Origin of the sequence: Thiorhodovibrio winogradskyi, assembly GCF_036208045.1 — a bacterium.
In the GTDB taxonomy this organism is placed as follows: Bacteria; Pseudomonadota; Gammaproteobacteria; order Chromatiales; family Chromatiaceae; genus Thiorhodovibrio; species Thiorhodovibrio winogradskyi.
Genome location: NZ_CP121472.1, coordinates 2,665,741 through 2,684,653 on the forward strand (window position 1 = coordinate 2,665,741; position 18,913 = coordinate 2,684,653).

General features: G+C 59.1%; 16 protein-coding genes and 1 pseudogene. 13 read left to right on the forward strand and 4 right to left on the reverse strand.

From position 1 onward, the window contains the following. Nucleotides 1-377: 377 nt before the first annotated feature. The 3 genes from Thiowin_RS11850 to Thiowin_RS11860 are packed head-to-tail and all read left to right on the forward strand — an operon-like array spanning nucleotide 378 to nucleotide 3,587. Complete coding sequence (locus Thiowin_RS11850; protein ID WP_328985128.1) at nucleotides 378-1,634, forward strand: ISL3 family transposase; 1,257 nt, start codon at nucleotides 378-380, stop codon at nucleotides 1,632-1,634. Continuing rightward, on the forward strand, nucleotides 1,603-3,015 hold the full coding sequence (locus Thiowin_RS11855; protein WP_328987923.1) for a hypothetical protein: 1,413 nt from the start codon (nucleotides 1,603-1,605) through the stop codon (nucleotides 3,013-3,015). The genes Thiowin_RS11850 and Thiowin_RS11855 overlap by 32 nt, the downstream gene beginning before the upstream one ends. Beyond that, nucleotides 3,012-3,587, forward strand: a complete 576-nt coding sequence (locus tag Thiowin_RS11860) for a dynamin family protein (protein WP_328987924.1) — start codon at nucleotides 3,012-3,014, stop codon at nucleotides 3,585-3,587. Before Thiowin_RS11855 ends, Thiowin_RS11860 begins: the two co-directional genes overlap by 4 nt. 67 nt (nucleotides 3,588-3,654) lie before the next feature. Here the strand turns inward: Thiowin_RS11860 and tnpA are convergent, their stop codons facing one another. Next, entirely contained in the window at nucleotides 3,655-4,086 is a 432-nt protein-coding gene (gene tnpA, locus Thiowin_RS11865) for an IS200/IS605 family transposase (RefSeq protein WP_328987925.1), read from the reverse strand. Between the two features lie 126 nt (nucleotides 4,087-4,212). Between tnpA and Thiowin_RS11870 the strand changes: the two are divergent. Together Thiowin_RS11870 and Thiowin_RS11875 are read left to right on the forward strand one after the other, a co-directional pair. Then, nucleotides 4,213-5,322, forward strand: a pseudogene (locus Thiowin_RS11870) (LeoA/HP0731 family dynamin-like GTPase). A gap of 220 nt (nucleotides 5,323-5,542) precedes the next feature. Next, nucleotides 5,543-7,459 (forward strand): GmrSD restriction endonuclease domain-containing protein, encoded by a 1,917-nt coding sequence (locus Thiowin_RS11875; protein ID WP_328987926.1) that lies wholly within the window; start codon nucleotides 5,543-5,545, stop codon nucleotides 7,457-7,459. 40 nt (nucleotides 7,460-7,499) lie between these two features. On the opposite strand, the gene Thiowin_RS11880 is transcribed toward Thiowin_RS11875, so the two are convergent. Both Thiowin_RS11880 and Thiowin_RS11885 read right to left on the reverse strand, forming a co-directional pair. Continuing rightward, complete coding sequence (locus Thiowin_RS11880; protein ID WP_328987927.1) at nucleotides 7,500-8,234, reverse strand: hypothetical protein; 735 nt, start codon at nucleotides 8,232-8,234, stop codon at nucleotides 7,500-7,502. Nucleotides 8,235-8,699: 465 nt separating this feature from the next. Then, nucleotides 8,700-9,134: a hypothetical protein gene (locus Thiowin_RS11885; RefSeq protein WP_328987928.1), complete on the reverse strand. Its 435-nt coding sequence runs from the start codon at nucleotides 9,132-9,134 to the stop codon at nucleotides 8,700-8,702. 659 nt (nucleotides 9,135-9,793) lie between these two features. Here Thiowin_RS11885 and Thiowin_RS11890 point away from each other — a divergent pair. The 8 genes from Thiowin_RS11890 to Thiowin_RS11925 all read left to right on the forward strand — a co-directional run bounded on the left by Thiowin_RS11890 (nucleotide 9,794) and on the right by Thiowin_RS11925 (nucleotide 18,362). Then, nucleotides 9,794-10,714: an MBL fold metallo-hydrolase gene (locus tag Thiowin_RS11890; RefSeq protein ID WP_328987929.1), complete on the forward strand. Its 921-nt coding sequence runs from the start codon at nucleotides 9,794-9,796 to the stop codon at nucleotides 10,712-10,714. 180 nt (nucleotides 10,715-10,894) lie between these two features. Beyond that, on the forward strand, nucleotides 10,895-12,397 hold the full coding sequence (locus tag Thiowin_RS11895; RefSeq protein WP_328987930.1) for a PAS domain S-box protein: 1,503 nt from the start codon (nucleotides 10,895-10,897) through the stop codon (nucleotides 12,395-12,397). Between the two features lie 44 nt (nucleotides 12,398-12,441). Further along, a complete protein-coding gene (locus tag Thiowin_RS11900; RefSeq protein WP_328987931.1) occupies nucleotides 12,442-13,284 on the forward strand; it encodes a peroxiredoxin-like family protein in 843 nt (280 codons plus the stop codon). Nucleotides 13,285-13,414: 130 nt separating this feature from the next. Beyond that, nucleotides 13,415-13,723, forward strand: a complete 309-nt coding sequence (locus Thiowin_RS11905) for an HvfA family oxazolone/thioamide-modified RiPP metallophore (RefSeq protein WP_328987932.1) — start codon at nucleotides 13,415-13,417, stop codon at nucleotides 13,721-13,723. Nucleotides 13,724-13,877: 154 nt separating this feature from the next. Then, nucleotides 13,878-15,473: an ATP-binding protein gene (locus tag Thiowin_RS11910; RefSeq protein ID WP_328987933.1), complete on the forward strand. Its 1,596-nt coding sequence runs from the start codon at nucleotides 13,878-13,880 to the stop codon at nucleotides 15,471-15,473. Further along, the gene (locus Thiowin_RS11915) at nucleotides 15,470-16,873 is read left to right on the forward strand and encodes a sigma-54-dependent transcriptional regulator (protein WP_328987934.1); all 1,404 of its coding nucleotides are present in this window, start codon (nucleotides 15,470-15,472) and stop codon (nucleotides 16,871-16,873) included. The genes Thiowin_RS11910 and Thiowin_RS11915 overlap by 4 nt, the downstream gene beginning before the upstream one ends. A 182-nt stretch (nucleotides 16,874-17,055) precedes the next feature. Continuing rightward, nucleotides 17,056-17,475: a DUF4168 domain-containing protein gene (locus Thiowin_RS11920; protein WP_328987935.1), complete on the forward strand. Its 420-nt coding sequence runs from the start codon at nucleotides 17,056-17,058 to the stop codon at nucleotides 17,473-17,475. 95 nt (nucleotides 17,476-17,570) lie between these two features. After that, nucleotides 17,571-18,362, forward strand: coding sequence for a BON domain-containing protein (locus Thiowin_RS11925; protein ID WP_328987936.1), 792 nt, complete (start codon nucleotides 17,571-17,573; stop codon nucleotides 18,360-18,362). 51 nt (nucleotides 18,363-18,413) lie between these two features. Here the strand turns inward: Thiowin_RS11925 and Thiowin_RS11930 are convergent, their stop codons facing one another. Further along, a complete protein-coding gene (locus Thiowin_RS11930; protein WP_328987937.1) occupies nucleotides 18,414-18,911 on the reverse strand; it encodes a hypothetical protein in 498 nt (165 codons plus the stop codon). Between the last annotated feature and the right edge of the window lie 2 nt (nucleotides 18,912-18,913).

The following is an 18,913-nucleotide window of genomic DNA, read 5'->3' on the forward strand; positions in this document are numbered from 1 at the left end:
TTTCCGCCAGCAGGCGATATGGGATTATCCCACATCGGTCTTGCTTCACCGCGCATCCGTCTCCATCGAAAGAGCGCCTAGCGCGGCAGCCGGTAATTTTTTGCCTCTCTTACGTCTGGTATGGGTTTCTGCTTGAAAGCCGGGCCGCGAAGCGGCATCTTTCCGGGAAAATTAATGTTCAACCAGTTGTAGGGCCTGTGGCTATGTGGGCGCGAGGCCCGAGAGTGTGGGCAACCCCGGGAGCGCGCCGCCCCCCGATCTTGCAGGCTTCCCGCGATGCTTGCTCGGCGCGATACCGGGGTTGTCCACACGTCCCGTAGGGCTCGGGCCGGTCCGCAGGACGCGTCCACATATCCACAGGCCTCGGAGGCCTGATCATGGAAACCACGTCGCTGTTCTCTGTTGCCCTGGGCTTGTCTGCTCCCTGGTTTGTCGATGATGTGCGCTTCGATCCAGTGGCTGGACGCATCGACTTCGCGCTCGGCTATCAACGTGGGGCGCACTTTCCCTGCCCGCATTGCGGCACCGAGCATCAGCCGGTTCATGACACCCAAGCGCGCGAATGGCGGCATCTGAACTTCTTCCAATACGAGGCGTATCTGCAGGCGAAGGTGCCGCGGGTGCGTTGCGCGCAGTGCGGCAAGACAACGCAAATTCCCGTGCCCTGGGCGCGGCCCAACACCAGCTTCACCCAACTGATGGAAGCCTTGATTGTGACCTTGTGCCGGGCCATGCCGGTGGCTGGGGTCGCGCGCTTGCTGCGCGTGAGCGACATGCGTGTGTGGCGCGTGCTGGAGTCCTATGTCGATGCCGCCCGTGCGCAGGAGGATTTCTCCAGCGTCAAGGACATCGGCCTCGATGAGACCGCCGCGCGGCGCGGACATCACTACATTAGCTTGTTCCATGATATGGAGGCTGAGCGACTGGTGTTCGCCACCGAGGGGCGCAAGGCGGAGGTGGTCGATCAATTCGCCGAGGATCTTGAGGCCCATGGCGGCTGCGCCGAGAACATCCGCTCGGTCTGCATCGATATGTCGACAGCTTATCAGGCCGGCGTCGCGGAACACTTGCCCTGGGCCGACATCACCTTCGATGAGTTCCATGTCATTCAAATGGTCAACAAAGCCGTTGATGAGGTGCGTCGCGCGGAGGTGAAAACCGAACCCGGTCTGAAGCGTTCGCGCTACCTATGGCTGAAGGACAAAAGCGACTGGACGCGCCGCCAGATCGGACAGTTTGCCGACCTGCGTCGGCTCAATCTCAAAACCCACCGTGCCTGGCGAATCAAGGAGGCACTGCGCGAGATTTTCCGCACCGCGACCTCCCGTGAAGAAGCCGAACCCTTACTAAAAGCCTGGGTCAGTTGGGCGCGTCGCTGCCGCCTTGAGCCGATGAAGAAGGTCGCTCAGACAATCAAGGACCATTGGGAAGGCGTGCTTAACGCGTTCGATTCGCGCCTGACCAACGGTCGTGTCGAAGCCATCAATGGCCAGATCCAGGCTGCCAAAGCAAAAGCACGCGGCTACGGCACGGTGAAGCATTTGATCACCATCGCCTACCTGATCGCCGGCAAGCTCACCCGACTGCCCGCTTGTCCCTTTGATGCAGCAGCGTGTGCCACCCTTTCGGCTTAACCTGCTGTGTAAAAAATCGGTTACCCATACCAAACGTAAGAGAGCCGAAAAGCTTGCTGAGCATATTTCCCGAACTATGGAAGACGTTTTCGGGCGTTGCTATGCGGGACACATATCAACTAACGCACACCTCGCATTGATTTCTCAAAAAGCCAAGACTGAAGCAAGATTTTTTTCAGATCGACATAAGGCAGAAAGTTTTTTACGATCGTTGGAAGAAGCCCGAAATTTTTCCAAATTTTCAGATTTTGAGTTCAATCTAGCTGAACTCTTCGAAGGTTCCGAAACCCTTATAGCTTGGTCGAACCTAAACAAGGCCCTACTCGTTAATAATGATGTTTTAGACAAATTGGAACAAGTTTCTACACTTCTGTTCACAAGTTCGAACAGATGGAAAGAACATATTTCCGCAGTAACAATCGATATCGATGATCTTTTAACCAACACGAGGGTCGCCATTGAACTATTGTTCCGCGCGAAGTTAGACACACTTTCTGTAGCGCTAAACCAAGTAATCAGTGAGGAAATAAGTCTTGGTCATTCTGAAGATGCTGTGAAAGAAAAAATGAGCAACGTTTACGACTCTTGGATTACTGAATTGCAGAAAGAGTTAGAATCCAAGCAAGTAATCTTAAATGAATCGTTGTCAGACAAGCTGGGAGAACTCGATTATTTCATGCAATTCACTTTTGCTGATTCAGGGCCAGTCGACATTGACTTTTCGAAGATTTTTGAAAAGTTGAACGCAAGTATTTCTTCAATCTTGATTGGTGTCTTAAAAACCGCAGTCTTTACTGTTCTCGGGTATTTGTTATCTCCACTGGCTGCTCTCATCACTTTTGTTATGAGTTCTTTGAATAGGCTCCTCGATTTGTTTGGAGTTGGAAAAAAACGCCGCGAGAGAGAAGCTAAGTTGGAAGTAATAAGTGAAGTTTCTAAAGCAATAAAAATAAACGCAAACAAAAGCATTGAAAAGCTCAACAGCGAATGGGAGGAAATAGAAAGTCTTACGCGCGTTCAATTGAATTCGTTTGGCCTATTTGCCGATAAGCTCTTAAATTACTCTGAGTATTTCAAGCAATCTTCTAGAGCGCTGAGAGGAATTTTGCTTGACTTGTCAACCACATTAGGAGCGCAATATGGTGATTATAATCTAAAAGCCGTGCTCCCAAGATTTGCAAAATCTGGCGAGGACATGAGAGTGGGATCATTTGTGTTAATTGGAACTGGATCTGCTGTTGCAGCTCGCAGGTTTTCTAGAATTGCTAGTACGATCATTTTTGATTCAATTGAGCAATCCTTTGCCAGTAAAGACTTGTCGGAGTCTGACCGTCTAAATATCAAATGCTTCCTAGAAAGGACGAAAGAGACTATCGCATGAACATGAAAAAAGCCCCAGAAGACGTCGCAGAGTCAGATGTTTCACATAAATTCCAAGAATTGACCGTAATAATCGATGCGCTCGAGGCGGATCTTGGACCAAGTTTCGATAGCGAGCGTAAGGCAATTGTGGACGTGCTCCGGTCGCTCGATGGTTCTCTGCCTATTGTGGCTTTTCTTGGTACATTTTCGGATGGCAAGTCTTGTTTGGCTGGACTCATGGCTGAGCAATATGAAATTCCAATTGGTTTCGGTCCTACCACTAGAACGATTTCTGAGCTTCGTACAGATAAGTACGTGTTTATTGATACGCCGGGCTTATTTTCGTCTTACACCGAGCATGATGGGATTGCGTTGAAGTATATTGCGCGAGCATCTGCGATTATTTTTGTTGTTAGCCCAGTTAATCCGCTAAAAAAATCCCATACTGATACGATACGCTGGCTCGTAAATGATCTCAAGGCTGGTAGGCGAATCATTTTCGCGATAAACAAGATGGACGAAGTTGCTGACTTGGAGGATGATAATGAAGTAACAATCCCCCGGCAGAGCCGGGGGCTTTCGAATTCGTGAGCCGCTCAAAGCGGCAAGGGGGTCGCTAACGCGGCCCCTAGTTCATGAGCCGCCTATAGGCGGCCGGTCAGCGCCACAGGTTCAGCTGCTCAAGACGCTGGTCTTCACGCTCTTGATGCTGAATGTAGGCCCGAATCGTCGCCTCATCACGACCAACTGTCGAGACAAAATAGCCCCGTGCCCAAAAATGCATCCCACCAAAGTTGCGCTTTCGCTCACCATAGACTCGCGCTAAATGGATTGCGCTTTTGCCCTTGATGTACCCGACCACCTGCGAGACAGCATACTTCGGCGGAATCGAAATCAACATGTGAACATGATCGGACATCAGATGCCCTTCGAGGATCTGACTCTCCTTGCGTTGCGCCAGCCGATGAAACACCTCCCCAAGATGCTTCCGCAGCTGCTTGTAAAGCACCTTCCGTCGATATTTCGGGATAAAAACAATGTGGTATTTGCACTCCCAACGTGAGTGACTTAGGCTCTCGAACTCGTCCATCTGGATTCTCCACAATCGTGTGCTTGGCGGCTCACGCTGCGGAGTCTCCCAGATGGACTCCAGTAAATGTCAAACTTCTGCTGTCACCCCGGCAGAGCCGGGGGATTACCCAACGGATTTAATGAGATGTGTGAGATAAAGAGAGCTGTGCTTAGGACATCGCTGCAGGAGGCCACTGGCAGTAATTTTGATGGAACCATTGTTTGCGTTGCAGCCAACCCCTATAACAGGGGGCTACCTTATTGGCAGTCTGAAATTCAAGGACATAACTCGCTATCAAGGATTGGTAATCTCAAACAAGTAGTCGAGGAAATTTGTATAGATGGCGAGGGACTGGATGCTGGCGCTAAAAAAAGCGCTGTTATAGATATATCACAAAGAATTTTGCAAAAAATTAATCCAGCAATTGAGCAGTTATCAAAGGTAGTGGAGTTGACGACAAAAGAAGCGGAAATGATCCAGCGTTCAATTAGAGATCAAGAGCGCGCAGCATCCACGGCGCTCATTAATATCAGAGAGGAATCAGATGCTGTGCGTCGTTCGTTGTTAGTAGAGGTCGATTAATGTAAAGATTTTAATGCGCTTAAAAGTTTCGTCGAAACTGAATTAGGTGGGCCAGAGAGCTTAAGTGTTCTTCAGCGGCGACTTCAGAATATTGTAACCAAGCATACGCAGTCTCTCATTGATATTAACGAGAGTACGGTAGACGAAGTTGTTAAGAAAGTTCGGCAATATGAGAGCTTTCTTGATGATGTTCTATCTTTCACAACTACTACAATGAGGTATGCGATTAGGGATGGTAGTAATTTTATAAATCAAGTCTCTGTTCGGCATGTTGCTGATGGTATTCTAGCTGCTCGTGATACTTTGGATTTGCCGATTAAGTTTGCCCCTTGGGGCGCAGTTAAACTCGCTGGAAACATTCGAACCGGGCTCGCTTGGTTGACGCCAGCGATAGATGGAATAGAAATTGTAGGAAAGTTTATTGGCGAAAACAAGTACGCGACTGCTGCAAGTGGTACAAAGAGTAGTATTGATGACGTCTTTGATCTATTTTTCAGAGAGTTGTCTGAAAAAACATTCATTGCGACATGTTTCCCAATGATTGCAACGCTTGATGCGCGTCGGGAATATTTGTGGCAAAAAAATGGGGAACAGCAAGAAGTTCTTTCACGGTTAAATGCTATTGGGAGTCAGCTTGCTTTAATCCGTTCAGCCGCTTTTTTTTTGCTGTGATCGGTTACCAATGCTCGGTCTCCGCATTTTTTACTATATCAGTCCATACCATTACCCATAAGTCGGTGAGTTCCGCTTGATCAGAGGGTTACGAGGCCGATCTTCAAGCCGTCGAACCAAGGTGCCTCACGCTGAAACAGGCACTTGCGACGCATCGCAGCCGTATCCGCCGGACTTATGGGTAATGGTATGATATCAGTCAGGCCGTCAAGGTATTGATATGACCCAAACCATCTTCGACAGCGGCAAAGAATCCCTCGCGCGACTGCTCGACGAAGCCGAGGAGGGCAAACTCCAACTCCCCGACTTCCAACGCGGCTGGGTCTGGGATGACTACGGGATTCGCGCCCTTCTCGCGTCCATATCCCAGGCTTTTCCGGTCGGCGCCATCATGACCTTGCGCACAGGAGGGGAGGTGCGCTTCCAGCCGCGCGCCATTGAAGGCGTCACCCTCGGCTATCCCGACCGCCAGCCCGAGCGGCTGTTGCTGGATGGCCAGCAGCGCATCACTTCTCTCTATCAGGCAACCCGCCTGAACCGCGCGATCGACACCCAGAATGCCCAGAAGCGTGCCATCAAGCGCTGGTATTACATCGACATGGAGAAAGCGCTCGATCCGATGACCGACCGCGAGGATGCCATCGTTGGTCTGCCGGAGGACAAGACCATCCGCACCAATTTTGGCCGTGAGGTGGTACTCGACCTCTCCACGCGGGAACAGGAATATCGCGAGCGGATGTTTCCTGTCAATCGGCTATTCGACGATAACGATTGGGAGCTTGGTTTTGAGGATTTCTGGCATGCAGAGCTGAAGCATGATCCTGAGTCAGCTAGGCGTGAGCGGCTTTTCTATCGACGTTTTCAAGATGAGATCATCACAGTTTTTCGTGCCTACTACGTACCGGTCATCACCCTGGAGCGGGAGACGACCAAGGAGGCGGTCTGCCTGGTGTTCGAGAAGGTCAACACTGGCGGCAAAAAGCTCGATGCCTTTGAACTGCTGACGGCCATCTATGCGGCGGACAACTTTCAACTGCGCCGCGACTGGCTCGGGGATGATAAGACCGGTGAAGTCGGACGTGCCGCTCGGCTCGGTCGCCATGAAGTCCTCTCCCAACTACAAAGCACCGACTTCCTCCAAGCGATTTCCCTGCTACATACCTTGGAAGTGCGCGAAGCCGCCGCAGCCGCCGGCAAGGAAGGCAAAGATCTGCCCCAGGTGAGCTGCACCCGCCAGGCCATTCTGAATCTGCCCCTGACGGCCTACCAGAAATGGGCGGATGCGGTTGAGAACAGTTTTCTTCAGGCCGCAAAATTCCTTCAGCTCCAGCGCATTTACTGGCGCAAGGATGTGCCTTACCTGACCCAACTGGTCGCGCTGGCGGCGATCATCACCCGGCTTGGCAAGCGCTGGGAAGAAGATGGCGCGCGACGCAAGATCGCCCGATGGTATTGGTGCGGCGTCTTCGGCGAGCTGTATGGCTCGACCATCGAAAGCCGGCTGGCTAAAGATGTGCAGGATGTTCCGATCTGGATCGACGACGATAGCAAGCGTCCATCGACGTTCCAGGATGCCAATTTCGCCCAAGAGCGCCTCTACACCCTGCGCTCCCGACTCGCCGCAGCCTACAAAGGGTTACATGCCCTGCTGATGCGCACCGGCTGTGAGGATTTCCGTTCCGGGCAACCCTACGAGTTGACCTCCTTCTGGGAGGAGCGCGTCGACATCCACCACATCTTTCCGCGCGCCTGGTGCAAGAAGCAGCGGATCGAGCGAGGTCGCTACGACTGTGTCGTCAATAAGACACCCATCTCCGCCCGCGCGAACCGCATCATCGGAGGCGCCGCACCGTCGGAGTATCTGCACAAGCTCGAGAAGAACGCCAAGATCGACCCTGAACGCATGAGCGCCATCCTCGCCAGCCACCTGGTCGATGTCGACACCCTGCGCAACGACAACTTCGAATCCTTTTTCGCCCAGCGCGAAGAGGCCCTGATGAAACTAATTGAGCAGGCCACGGGGAAACCCGTCGCTCGAACGACTACTCTGGACGAACCCACCGGCGATGTGAACGTGGAAGAAGAAGAGCTGGATGCCGATGATGACGAACTCGTTCGGGAAGTTGATATCTCCTAGCCGTCTTGAGGGCAAAAAAGACGTGCAGATGCGTCAAGTTTCATGCGGCAAGTTTGGCCTCGCTGATGAATTGATTGAATGCGTTATCCAAGGCGGTCATCGCCTTGTTGAGCGGACGCGCCGGTGCCTTGGGGCAGCCATCGAACAGTTGGGACAATCCCGGGCGTAGCACCCGGGCGTCGACTTTGGTGAAGAACATCGCCACCCGTTGCCCCAGCGGGGTGATGACATAACGCTGAGTCTGAGGGATGCGCTCGATTAATCCATGCAGTCGCAGGCGGCGCAGATCGTAGGTCATGCGCCCGGAAGAATACTGCTGAGGCGTCAGTCCCAACAACTCAGCCACCTGTGGGCGCAGATGAGCGGCACGAAAGCCCTGAGGAAGTAGCACCAACAAGCACAGCGCCTGCAGGAGCGCCATGACCCGTTGGTTGCCGAAGCTCAGCGCCGAGACCCGTTGCCCGGCGACGTGTTGAGGCTGGGTGACCTGCTCTAACACCGACTCAGCGAGGTGACAATCCTGGCTGATGCGTTCGAGGGCCAACATCCGCCGATTGGCCGCGAACCCGATGGCCCGCAGAGCGGGCAGGTTGCACAGACGCCGGCCGAGACCAAAGTCGCGGGTGTCATTGATCGTCGTTTCGGTGCGCAGGGCGCGTTCTTCCTTGAAGTACTGCTTGATCCGGGTGGACTTGTAATCCACGTGCAGCGAAGGGGTGACCCCGGAGGTGATGACGCGGGTGCGAAAACGCCCCGGCGTGCGCCCTGCTTCCAATCAGGGTGATGCGTCGGTTGAAAATCACACTGACCTGGTGCGGACGGCCCAGGTCCAAATTCTCACGGATGATCTCCTCAAACAGATGCCGCCCCGAGAGCGGGCGGTCGAACACCTGCGTGCGGGCAAATTCCGCCTGCAGGATCGAAAGATCATATGTGTATCCGGCCGCACGATCGGCGTCGGTAAAGGGCGATGGCAGCCACGCAAGCCACTTGCGCACCACCTGATCAATGCGTGCCGCACTGAGCTCATCATTGATCTGTTGCAAGCGCTTGGGATCGGCGCAGGTGCGCACGCCATTGTCGAGTGCCTCAAACGAAATGCCTTCTTTGCGTAACTGGCATTTGGCGTACTCATGCCCATTCAGGCACACCCGTGCGGTATAGGGGAAGTAGCCAGAGAACTTGATGAACAAGGGCCCGAAGTCTTCATCGACCACATAGAAATAGTACTGATTGCACATCACCCCTTCACTGTCATAGGGGAGCGATACAGCCACGGAAAACTGGTCCCGGTCCGTTCGCTGATGCGTTTGGTGACGCGGAAGGTCGAGCATTTCTCTTGGGCCACGCCGATGTAGAGCACCCCTTCGGTGTGGGTGAATGTTTGGAGCCGACGCTGGATCTCGTCATCCTTGCGCTGGCCTTTCTCGAAATGCACCACATCGATCCCGTTGCGCTTGGCAAAGGCGTGCACCGCCGCGGCGAACTCCTTCGTCATCGGCGCCATCAGAGTGGTGGAGGCGACTTGCGCGCCACGATGGCCCTTGAAGAAATTCACCACCCCGCCGCCGGTCTGTAGCAACGGCTGGTAGAGATTCAGATAGAGCCGATCGATGCCTTCGATGTCTAATCCCACATGCTGATCCAACAACTCGGCGACGGTTTGTCCTATCATTATCCTTGGCCCCGATTGAGCAACAGGCGTCACGCCTCCTCGCCGCTTGGGCGGCTATATCCAGAGTGTAAACCACTCTGTGCGCTCAGCCGGGGCCACCCCAGGACTCGTTGGTCTGAGGCGAAGCCTCGCTAGGGGTTTGGGTTCCCTCGTCCGGGGACTCTTATTTGCCTGTTCGGGGCGGTTTATTCCCTGGTCCAAGGATAGTTGTTCACCCGATTCATGTTCAGATAACACAATCTCGTCCTGCCGGTTGTTTTTGGTCGAGTCATTTAACACGATCCGCAAATCCCCTTAGGCGCAGAAGATAAAGGATGATCGAGACGGAATCTCGGTGGAATATTTACTCCTGGAGAGGACTTTGTGAATCCTTTCCGCATGGCTAGATTAGGTTGCATGGCCCGATTACTGAGGTGCGTTCGATGGCAGGCGTGATAGATTCCCGGTGGATGGCACGACAGCACCTGGAATCATGCCGTTAGCCCTCGTCAGTCGCTGCCAATGCGATCCTGGCGCTTGGGAGTCCGGGCTAACTCGCCTGATCTTGGCTGACGCTTGCCCCGATGCCGAAGGGCGCGACTGGCGCAAGAGGTTCCTGCAGGCCATCTGGCGGTTTTTCGATCACCCGACTGGTTCCTGTCATGGTGAGGAGGATGCGAATGCTTGGCTTGAGAATGCTGATTCTCGGTGCGCTGCTGTGCGGGGTGACGGTAGAGGCGGTCGCACAATCTTGCGCGGACGCCATCGCCGTGCAGGTGCTCGGCTCCGGCGGTCCCGAGGGTCAAAACGGCCGCGCCAGCGCCGGCTATCTGGTGTGGCTGGATGGGCGGGCTCGCATGCTGATCGATCTTGGTGGCGGCAGTTTCGCGCGCTTCGGCGCCAGTGGGGCACGCTTTGCCGATCTGGACTTGATTGCCCTGACCCATCTGCATGCCGATCACGCCACCGACCTGCCGGCGTTGCTCAAGCGCGGCTATTTCAGCCCGCGCACCCGCGCCCTGCCGATCGCGGGACCAACGGGCGGCGGCCAGTATCCCGGTCTGGAGGGCTATCTACAGGGGTTGCTCGGACCTTCCGTCGGCGCCTTTCGCTACCTCGCCGGGTACCTGGATGGCAGCGATGGACTGGCCGCGCTTGAGCGCCGGACGCTTGATGCCACAAGCCGCAAGCCGCTCTCGGTGCTCGCAACCGACAGCTACCAGGTCAGCGCCATGGGTGTCACCCACGGGCCTGTGCCGGCGCTGGCCTACCGGGTCGACATCGGTGACCAGCGCATCGTCTTCAGCGGCGATCTCAACGGCGATGATCCCGCCTTCATCGACTTTGCCCGCGATGCCGAGGTGCTGATCATGGATCACGCCATCCCGGAGGATGCTGGCGCGGTGGCGGCGCGGTTGCACCCGCGACCCTCGGAGATCGCCGCCATCGCGCGCGAGGCCGGCGTGGAGCATCTGGTGCTCAGTCATCTGATGCGCCGTTCCGAGGCCGACCTTGACGCGAGCCGAGCGCGCATCGCGGACGAGTATTCCGGGCGCGTCAGCGTCGCCGCCGACCTCGATTGCTACGCGCTCCACCCCTGAGAAAGACTGTCGCGGTGGCCGGCTCGGTCGGCGCGGGTCAATCATCACTCGCGCTGAAAGAAACAGCCGCCCTCGGCGGTCTTCTCACCAGGTGAGGCTTGCGATCCACCAGGTGAGCAAGCGCCTGTCCGCGCGGACTGTCGACCCAATCCTTATCCATCCCATGCCAAAGGTTCGCCCATGTCCCCGGCCGATACCCCAACCGCTCGCCGCGCGATCCAACCGACAGGCGCCGATCATCACTGGTGGTTGCACGCCATCTTCGAGCATTCCAACGATGCCATTTTCGTCATCGACCCGCATGCCGATCGCATTCTTCAGGCCAATCCGCGCGCCTGCGCCTTGCTTGGCTATGACAGCGACCAACTGCTCGCCGAGGTGCGGGTCTCGGATATTCACCCGGATGAAATGCCGCAATTGCAGGCGCTCGCCGAGCAGGTGTTCGCCACCGGCCATGGCTGGACCAATGAGCTCAGCTGCACCACCCGCGCTGGCGCGCGGCTGCCGGCGGAGATCTCCGCCGCGGTCGTTCCTCATCAAGGGCGTGACTGCATTATTGCCATTGTGCGCGATGTCACCGAGCGCAAGCGTGCCGAGGAATCGCTCAAGCGCAGCGAGCAGCGCTTGCGGGCCTTTGTCGAGAACGCCGGCGATGGGTTCTTCCTGGTTGCTGGCGACGGGCGGATTCTCGATGTCAATCCGCGCGCCGCGCGGATGCTCGGCTTCACGCCCGAGGAGCTGATTGGCCGCCCGGTGCCGGATATCGACGTCAGCCTGTCGGCCGAGGCCCTGGCGGAGATTCGCGCCCAACTGCCGTTCGATCAGCCTCGGACCATGGAAAGCCGTCACCAGCGGCGCGATGGGAGTTGTTTCCCCAGCGAAATCAGTATTTGCAAATTCGGCACCCCCGAGCAGGTGCGCTTTGTCGCGGTGCTCCGGGATCAAACCGCGCGCAAGGCCGGCGAGGCGGCCATTGCCCGCCTGGCCGAGCTGGGCCGTCTGGCCGCGACCCTGGCGCATCAGATTCGCAATCCATTGGCGACCATCCAGCTGTGTCTGGACGATTTCGCCGCGCGCGTGGTGCCGGCGCTCGAGTCCGAACGTCAGGCACGAACACAACGCCGCGTCGAGCTGGCCCAAGGCGAGGCGGCGCGACTGGAACGCTTGCTGGCGGAGATTCTCGGCTACGCCGGCGAGCGTCCACCCGAGCGCCAGGAACTGGAGCCACTGACCTTCGCGCGCCAGCTCGAACCCGCGCTCGCGGCGCTGCCCAGCCTCAAGGGCCGTCGGCTCCAGATCATCGAGACCGCGCCGCTCGCGCCCATCCTGGCCGATGCGGACATGCTGGCGCAGGCGCTGTTTAATCTGATCGACAATGCCGCCGAGGCCTCGGCTCCCGACGGCACCGTGACACTGACCTTGGGATTTACCCTGGGATCAACCCCGGAATCAACCCCGGAATCAGGGGACGAGCCGCAGCGACCCTGTCTTGAAGTGCACAACGCCGGCGCGCCGATCCCGCCCGAAACCCTGGCTCGCGTCGGCACGCCCTTTTTCTCCACCAAGCACTCAGGCACGGGCTTGGGCGTGGCCTATGTGCAACGCGTGGCCGATGCCCATGGCTGGACCTTTGAGCTGACCTCGGACACGGATTCGGGCACCCAGGCGCGGTTGTGGGTGTGAGCCCATCGCCCATTCTAACCCACCACCACAAAGAGGAGCCCCCCATGCGCCCATCATCCCGCGCGCCGGTCCCCACCATCACGCCAGACCTTGCCTTGATCGATGACAGCTGGCCGGCACGGCAGCATTCGCGTTTCGCCCTGGCGCTCGCCATTACCATGGGCGCGGCAGCGGTGGGCGGCGCAACCGCCGCCGACCCGCCGCGACTGCCCAGCTACCAGAGCGACTTGGATGCCTTTCAGGCCGAGCAGGCCAAGCACCCGCCACCCTTCACCGCTATCGAGCGTGACCAGATGGAAGCCGCCGCTGCCGCCCTGGCGGCCGCCATGCCCGAACCAGGACCGCAGGTTGGCGAGACCGCGCCGGACTTCCAACTGCCCAACGCCAGGGGCGAGATGGTGCGACTGACGCAACGCCTGCAAGAAGGTCCGGTCGTCCTGACCTTCTATCGCGGCGCCTGGTGTCCCTACTGCAATCTGCAATTGCGCGGACTCCACCAGAGCCTGCCGCACTTCGAGCGCTATCAGGCACAGCTCATCGCCATTACGCCCCAGCAACCGGATCAGTCCCTCGCGCAGGTCAAGGTGGACGGCTATCCCTTCGAAATTCTGAGCGACCTCAAGGATGACACCATGCAGGCCTACCGGCTGGCGTTCGAGGTGCCGGAGTCGCTGCGCGCGCTCTACCAAGAGCGACTCGGGCTGAATCTCGCCGAGTACAACGGCGAGGGACGCTTTATCCTGCCGGTGCCGGCCACCTTCGTGATCGACCAGGAAGGGGTTATCCGTTACGCGTTCGCCGAGACCGATTACCGCCAGCGCGCCGAGCCGGCGGACATTCTTGCCACATTGGCCAATCTTTCCGACGCACCAGTGGCGAAGCGCTGAAAGAAATCCGGCCCTCGGGCGGTCTTTACTGATGTGTGTCACTCAGAGCCGCGACACTGTTCGCCGAACCCGACCGACACGCAAGACGATTTTTCCACCATCAGGATCCTTGTAGGATCAGGAGTTGACCATGACGAAGCAGACAATGACCACACTCACCTGGGCCGGCGCGGCCCTGGTTGGCGGCCCGCTGACCCTGGGCAGTGCCCTGGCCGACAGCGGCAATCCCTTTCTCGCCCAACCGCTGAGCAGTGCTCATATCCAGCTGGCGCAAGCCGAGGGCAAATGCGGCGAGGGCAAATGCGGTGGTCAAGAAGGGACCGAGGCCAAGTGTGGCGCCGACAAGGAGAGCGAAGGCAAGTGCGGCGGCGGCGACAAAGGCGCCGAGGGCAAGGGTGAGGGCAAATGCGGGGAGGGCAAATGCGGCGGGGGTAACTGACAAGGTGGTCTGATCGCCTAATCGCAAAAAAAGGGGGCGGCCCACGGGCCGCCATTATCCTGTGTCATGTGTGGATCATGTTTGGGCTCAGTCCCGGTCCCGACCCGCTGCCGATGTTCCTGCACGGCGCGCAGCAGCTTGGCCTGCAGCGCTAATGGAAGTCCAAATCGCTCGGCTTTCGCTGCGTGAGTGGTTGTCGGGGGTGCTCATGCTAAACTCCCAGGCGACAAAATTGGATGGCGAGATACACGACACCAAGCTTTTGCAGCCGATTCAATCACTCAGAAATGCTGTGCTGACCTTTGTGCTGCTGCCGCTGCTGGGGCTGTTGGTGGCGCTCGGCATGTTCGGGGTGCGGGAGTTGGAGAAGCAGATGCACCGACGCGTTCAGGACGATATCGAGCTGATTGCCCGCTCGATTCGTCTGCCCATTGCCGCAGCCATGGTGCGGGGCGATGTCGTGGCGGTGCGCGAGGCCCTGGACTCGGTGTTCCAGATCGATCAGGTATTTGGCGCCTATGTGTATGACCGCGCGGGTGAGCAAGTCGCCACCAGCGGACCCCGCAGTCCGCTGCTGGAGCGCCGGCGCGATGCGCGCGCCGTGACGGCGGAGGGCACCCAGGGTAGTGTCGAGGAAAGGCGCGGGCGCGAGGTGTTTTCCTTCTTTCTGCCGCTGTACGATCCCGCTGGCACTGTGGTCGGACTGCTGCAAGTCACCCGCGATCTGAGCCGTTTCGAAGCCTACCTGACGCGGCTGCGCTGGGTGGGCGGCACCCTAGTGCTGCTGGTGGCGGTGCTTTTTGTGCTGATTGTGCTGATCGGCCACCATCGCGCCATAGGGCGCCATGTGCGTGCGCTCACCGCCGCCATGGCGCCCATCGGCACCGGCGAGAGCGGTCTGCGCATACCGGTGCGCGGGCCGGTGGAGCTTAAGCAGCTCGGCGTCGGCATCAACGCCATGATTGATCGCTGGGAGACCTCCGAGCGCAATCTGCGCGCTCAGCGCGAACGCGAAGCGCGGCTTGAGCGCGAGCTGCGCCAGTCCGAAAAGCTCGCTGCCGTCGGTCGTTTGGCCGCGGGGCTCGCGCATGAACTGGGCACGCCGCTTGGCAGTGTCGCCGGGCGAGCGCAACGCGCGTTGCGCGGGCTACCCGCGTCATCGCCGGCGCGCGCGGAGCTGGCCGCGCAGCGCGAGGAGCTGGATCGCATCTCGCGCATTGTGCGGGAACTGCTGGATTTTGCCCGCCGCAATCCGCTGCACCGGCGCGCGGTATTGCTGGGGCCGCTGATTGATGGCGTGGTGAGCCGCTGCACCCAGGCGGCACAGCGGCCAGTGGCGGTCGATGTGGCGTTGTCGCCCGAGCTGGCCGGGCAACGCCTGTATGCCGACCCGTTGCGACTGGAGCAGGCGCTCGGCAATCTGCTCGACAATGCCCTGAACGCCGCTCACGCCCGGGTGTTGATCAGCGCCGAGCTGGATGACGACGGACTGCGGCTGTGGGTGAGCGACGACGGGCCAGGCATTGCCGAGTCCGCGCGCGAGCGGTTGTTCGAGCCCTTTTTCACCACCAAGCCAGTTGGCCAGGGCACCGGGCTTGGGCTGGCGGTGGCACGCGCAGCGATCGCCGAGCATGATGGGCACTTGTCGCTGGAGGCCGGGGGGCTGGGCGGCGCCTGTTTTCAAATCGCATTACCGCCTGTCATTGTGCATGGCGCACCAGAGGGCCGCGCAGCAGAGACTTCCGGATGACAAACGCCGAGACAGCCGCCAACAACACCGGTCAGGTCGCCAGCATCCTGGTGGTCGAGGACGATCACGGCTACCGCCAACTGCTGATCGACGAGCTGGCGGACGCGGGCTATCGCGCGCTGGGCGTGGCCGATGCCGAGGCCGCTCGCGCCGTCCTGACGTCCGCGTCCTTTGCCCTGGTGCTGTGCGATCTGCGCCTGCCCGGCGCCGATGGCCTGGCGGTGTTGCAGGCCAGTCGCGCCTGTCGACCCCAGCCCGGGTTCATCATGGTGACCGGCTTTGGCACCATCGACCAAGCCGTCGCGGCGCTCAAGGCCGGGGCTGACGACTTTCTCACCAAGCCATTGGATTTGGAACATCTGCGCCTGACGGTGGCGCGGGTGCTCGATCGGCGCCAATTACAGGTGGAAGTGGCGCGCTATCGGGAGCTGCTGGGGGCGCGGGACTTCCACGGCATGCTCGGCAAAAGTCCCGCCATGCTGAAGCTCTTTGAGCTGATCCGCCGCATCGCGCCGTCGCACAGCAGCGTGCTCATCACCGGCGAGTCCGGCACCGGAAAGGAACTGGTTGCGCGCGCCCTGCATCAAGAGAGTACGCGCGCCGAGGCGCCTTTCGTGGCGCTCAATTGCGCCGGCATTCCCGAAACCCTGCTGGAATCCGAATTGTTCGGCCATGCCGCCGGCGCCTTCAGCGGCGCGCGCGCGGGGCGGCGCGGGCTGTTTTTGGAAGCCGACGGCGGCACGCTGTTTCTCGATGAAATCGCCGAGATGCCACCGGCCATGCAGACCAAACTGCTGCGCCTGCTGCAAGACGGCCAAGTGCGCCCGGTCGGCGCCAATCAGGAAATCGCCGCCGATGTGCGCATTCTCGCCGCCACCCACCAGAACCCGAGCGAGCGTATTGCCGCTGGCGAGCTACGCCAGGATCTGTTCTACCGGCTGGAGACCTTTCGCCTGCATGTCCCGCCGCTGCGCGAACGCGGCGAGGACATCGCTCATCTCTTGCGCCATTTCCTCGGCCTGCATGCGCGCGCCGGCACGGCGCCTGAGTTCGCGCCCGAGGCCTGGCGCGCGCTGCTCGACTACGCCTTTCCCGGCAATGTGCGCGAGCTGGGCAGTCTGGTCGAGCGCCTGGTCACCCTGGCCGCCGGCGCGCGGATTGAATTCCATGACCTGCCCGAGCGCGTGCGCCAGGCGTCACCGACCGCGGCGGATGCCACATCGCCCGCGGCAGGCGCCCGAGAGGAAGACTGGCGCACCCTTGCCGAGGTCGAGGCCAGCCATATTCGCGCGGTACTCGACTGGACCGGCGGTAACAAGCAGCGGGCCGCGCGCATTCTGGGTATCGGGCGCAAGACGCTCTATCGCAAACTCGGTGAACGGGGTCCGGATGACCCGTAGCGGAATGCCCCATGTGTCGAAATGATCCGCTTTGGGCGCTGGATGGGACCGCCGGGGAGGCGGCAAAATTGATCCTAGTGGTCTGTTATAAAAAGACAAATCATGCCGTCTTGGCAGTTTGGCACGATCCCTGATTGTCTTGGGGCACCTTTCGCCAAACTGACCTATAAGGAGGTCTTATCATGACACTGACCAAAACCAATACCCTGACCGCCACCGCTCTGCTCGCCGCCGGACTCCTGAGTGCCGGACCGGTGCTGGCGCAATCCATGGGGGGCGGAGGAGCAACCGGCGGCGGCCAACCCCAGGGCAGTTACTCCTCGCAGGGCGCACAGCAAGTCGAGGTTGACGACGGGACCCTGGCGACCTTTGCCGAAGCCTTTCAGAATGTGCAGGAGCTCAATCAGGAGCTGACCGAGGAGATGTCCACGGCCAAATCCACCGAGGCCGCCCAGAGCATGCAGCAAGAGGCCCAGGAAGCCATGGTCAAGGCAGTCGAGAACAGCGGCATTTCCATTGCTGACTACAACGAGATCGCTTCCGGCATGCGCTACGATCCGGTGCTCGCGGAGCGGGTGAAGGAAGCCGTCGGCGATCTTTAATGCCTTGAGCGCGGCGCGGCGTCAGCGTGACGCCGCGCGTTCGCGGTCAAACCATTGGACACTGAAATCGACTGTCGTCTATCGAGGTAATCGCGGTGTTGCAAACCCTTGCTACTCTGACCCTCTTCAGTCTCTCCGTTGTCACCGCCACTGCTGCCGAAACGCCCGATGTGCGCGCCGCGCAGGCGCAGATGTTAATGCGGATCAACCCCTTGCTCGACGGATACGAGATTCGGATCATTCCCTTCCCCAACAAGTGGCATCTGGAAGGCGCGGTCTCCAACGCCATTGAGGCCGACCTGGCGCGCGAATTGGCCGAGTTGATGGCGAGCGCTGATACAGAGATCGTCATGGAGCTCGAACTGGACGCACCCATGGCGGCAGCATCCGGCCAACTGATTGGCGAGCTGCGTGATCGCACCACAAAGGCACGCCTGCGTCAGCGTCTGCGCTGGCAGACCCGCAATCAGCCGCTGGATGTGAAGATGGAGGTCGAAAAAGGCGTCGTGCGCTTGCACGGTCAGGTCGGCAACGCCGCGACCAAGGATCGGCTCGCCGCCATGGCCGCCAGCACCTTGGGGGTCGATGAAGTCTTCAACTACATCAGCGTCGACCCGGCGCTTATCCCCAAGGAGCGCGAAGCCGAGGAGCGCGCCAAGGCGGAAGAAAACGCGGATGACTGGATCGCGCCCCGCCTGCTGCGCCTATTGGCCTCGGACACCAGAGTCAATGCGCGCGCCATCGACATGGCGGTCGAAAGCGGGCGGGTTATTCTCAGCGGCTCGGTCAGCTCTGTGGCCGAGCGCAATGTCGCCGAGAGCCTGGCCGAGTACATACCAGGCGTGCGGGAGGTCGACTCGCACCTGGTGATTGAGCGCCAGCTTTGAAATGTTGTGAATGTTTGGCGTCATGATGCCAAGCGGTCGGCCAAGATCAAGTCATCTGAGTGTATCTTCTCCCATCAGTCGGCGGTCTCGATCAGCCAACCCATGCCCCAGACATTCCCCCAAGGCCGCGCGGCTGCGCTGGGCGAGAAACTCAGGTGATAATCGCCGTTGCGCAAACAGCAGATTCTGCTCGGCCGTGCGATCCAGATAGAGCAGATCCGCTGCTTCGGGCGCGAAGGGCCGGCGGCTGACACGGGCAATGCGCCCGAGGTTGACCCCGCGACCGTCATCAAGCAGCAGCAGATGCGGCGCCAGCCCGCGCGCCGGATCGGGGCGCGGGAAGTCGATGACGCCGAGCAGTTCATAGGGCTGCCCACTGAGATGCACGCCAAGCTGCACCGGGCTCTCGATGAGTTCGACCAGATAGATGGTCTCGCCGAGTGCCGCGCGCAGGCGTTCGACCTGTTGGTGATACGCAGGCGAGGGCCACAGGCCACTATCCTGCGGGTTCTCGCCGCTCGTATCGGGTTCGGGAGGTTCAGCGCGCATGG